Annotated in this window: 1 protein-coding gene; it reads right to left on the bottom strand. The window is 60.7% G+C overall.

Annotated elements, in window-relative coordinates; genetic code table 11:
• Positions 1–21: 21 nt before the first annotated feature.
• Positions 22–1,695, bottom strand: a complete 1,674-nt coding sequence (locus FY251_RS20535) for a hypothetical protein (protein ID WP_187367462.1) — start codon at positions 1,693–1,695, stop codon at positions 22–24.
• Positions 1,696–1,995 lie beyond the last annotated feature (300 nt).

The raw sequence follows: 1,995 nt of genomic DNA, 5'->3' as shown, positions 1-1,995 counted from the left end.
CCGTAGGAGCCGCCAGTGCCACTACCCGAGACCAGGGCTGTTGCCCTGGTCGTTGTCGGGTTCGTCGTCCCACCAACTGGGGCGGTGCTCCGGCTGCTCCTGCTGTGGCTCCGGTTCCGGCTTCTGGGGCTTGGTGTGGCGCTCGTTGTACTCGATCAGGGCGCGGTCATGCAGGGTTTCGTGGGCTTCGTCCGCGAACTGGATGCGCCCAAGCATGTCGTCCGCTTCGGCGTAGTCGATGATTGTCCGGGCTGTGGCCTCGTCCCGAACATTGAACCGGATCATTCCCTCTGGGAACTGCTCTTTCGCGGCCCGATAAAGGGCCGCGGCCTTCTGTTTGTGGGATGGGTCCGGCTCTTGATTCGGGGGGATTCGCACCAAACCAGGTGTGCGCTCGATGATGACCCCGTACCGCTCCTGGACGGTCGCCTGTGCGGCTTTCAAAGCGGTGCTGTGGGGCGTTTCTCGCTTTATCGTGGCGGTGTTGCGGTTGAGTTCATCAACGATCTTATCGGCTTTCTTGGCTCGCTCATCGGCCTTCCGGGCATTCTTGTCCGATTCATCGGCCTGCATCAGCGTTTTCTCGCGCCAGTCGTTCACCTCACTGGCCCGGAAAAAGCGGACTTCTCTGGTTTCCGGCTTGCCGATGTAGGGAGCATCACCGACAAGCGCTGTCCCCTTGCGCGGCTTCGGAAAGCTCCAATCTTTCTCTTTCAGGTGCGCCAGTCGCTCCTCGGCCTTCTGCTCGCGCTTCTGGGCATTATCCGCCCGTTTCCGGAGCTTGTCGTAAGCCGCCTGTTCTTTCTGGCGGGCGGCTTCGGCGTCGGCCAGCTTCTGCTGGGCGGCGTCTAAGTCGGCCTGTGTTGTGCCCTTCTGCTGCTCCAGCTCCTTCAGCTCGCCCCGGTACTGCTCGGCTTCACGACCCGCCGCGTCTCGTGCCTGCTCGGCCTGTTGTGCTTTGCGCTCTGCGGTCTCCCGGCGCTCCTGGGCTTTGCCCAGCTTCTGCTGCTCCGCTGCAATTTCTTCCGGCAGGTCCTGGTGAAGCTGGCGAACGGAGCGGTGAACGGTCTTGCTGAAATCCTCGCCTTCCGCGATCCGCTGGGCCTTCTTTTTGCCTCGCGTGATTTCCAAATCGGCATACGCTTCGGCGCCCACGTCCTGCAATTTTGAACAGCGTGTAATGTCCAAAGTTTGCGAAAGCGGCTCCCCGTTTTTGTCATAAGCCGCTAACTGGAAGTGAGCGTGTACCGAAGATTCGTCCCTATGAATAACCAAACCCTCTAGGCTTGTATTCAGGTCGTCGGCAATTTTATCGGCTGCTTCCTTAAACCGCCTGTCTTGCTCGGCGGGTTCCAGGGCCTCGATCTCGGCTTTTGCCTCTGTGCCGAACGTAATGATCCCGGCGACCGACACCGCCGCGTTCTGAGCCATCTTGCGGGGCTTATATTTCGCCCCGGTCTGCCCTGGTTGTCGGGCTGGCGCTTCCGCCGCCTCGCGGTCGTAACGCGACTGGCGGCGGGACAGACACAAATCCGACAAGTCACCGGGCGACGTAAAGGGGACCGGCTCAGAATTTTGATGCATCCGGGACTGGTCGACGTAATCCGGAATCCGCCCGGTGCGGTGCGCGTGCGCGCCTTCACCGGCTGCGCCTTTTGCGGTCTTTGTGTTCACTCGGACGGATACTGCTCGCATGTGTCGGCCTCCCCTGCGGGGGTTTCCAAAGGGGGGCGAAGCCCTCCCTTGGCCTACAGGTGAATTCGCAGCGCGAATTTGCCTAGTAGGTTATATGGTTTCATCTTCGATGATACCACGGCCCCGGAAATCTCGGGAATTGTACAAGGGGGAATGATTCCAGGCTGCGGCCTGGAATCGATCACGGCTCCGGACGGACAGACTGAAAGTCTGTCCGACTGGGGAGAGGCAAGAAGGCCAGGTTAGGTGCTGTCGAGTGGGAGCTGCCGCTCATCCTCGACCGGGGAGGCAGACTTATTT

Origin of the sequence: Haloferax sp. KTX1 (genome assembly GCF_902410085.1) — an archaeon.
GTDB lineage: Archaea > Halobacteriota > Halobacteria > Halobacteriales > Haloferacaceae > Haloferax > Haloferax massiliensis.
The sequence above is the reverse complement of the archived record's forward strand: the minus strand, read 5'-3'. Positions and strand labels throughout refer to the sequence as shown.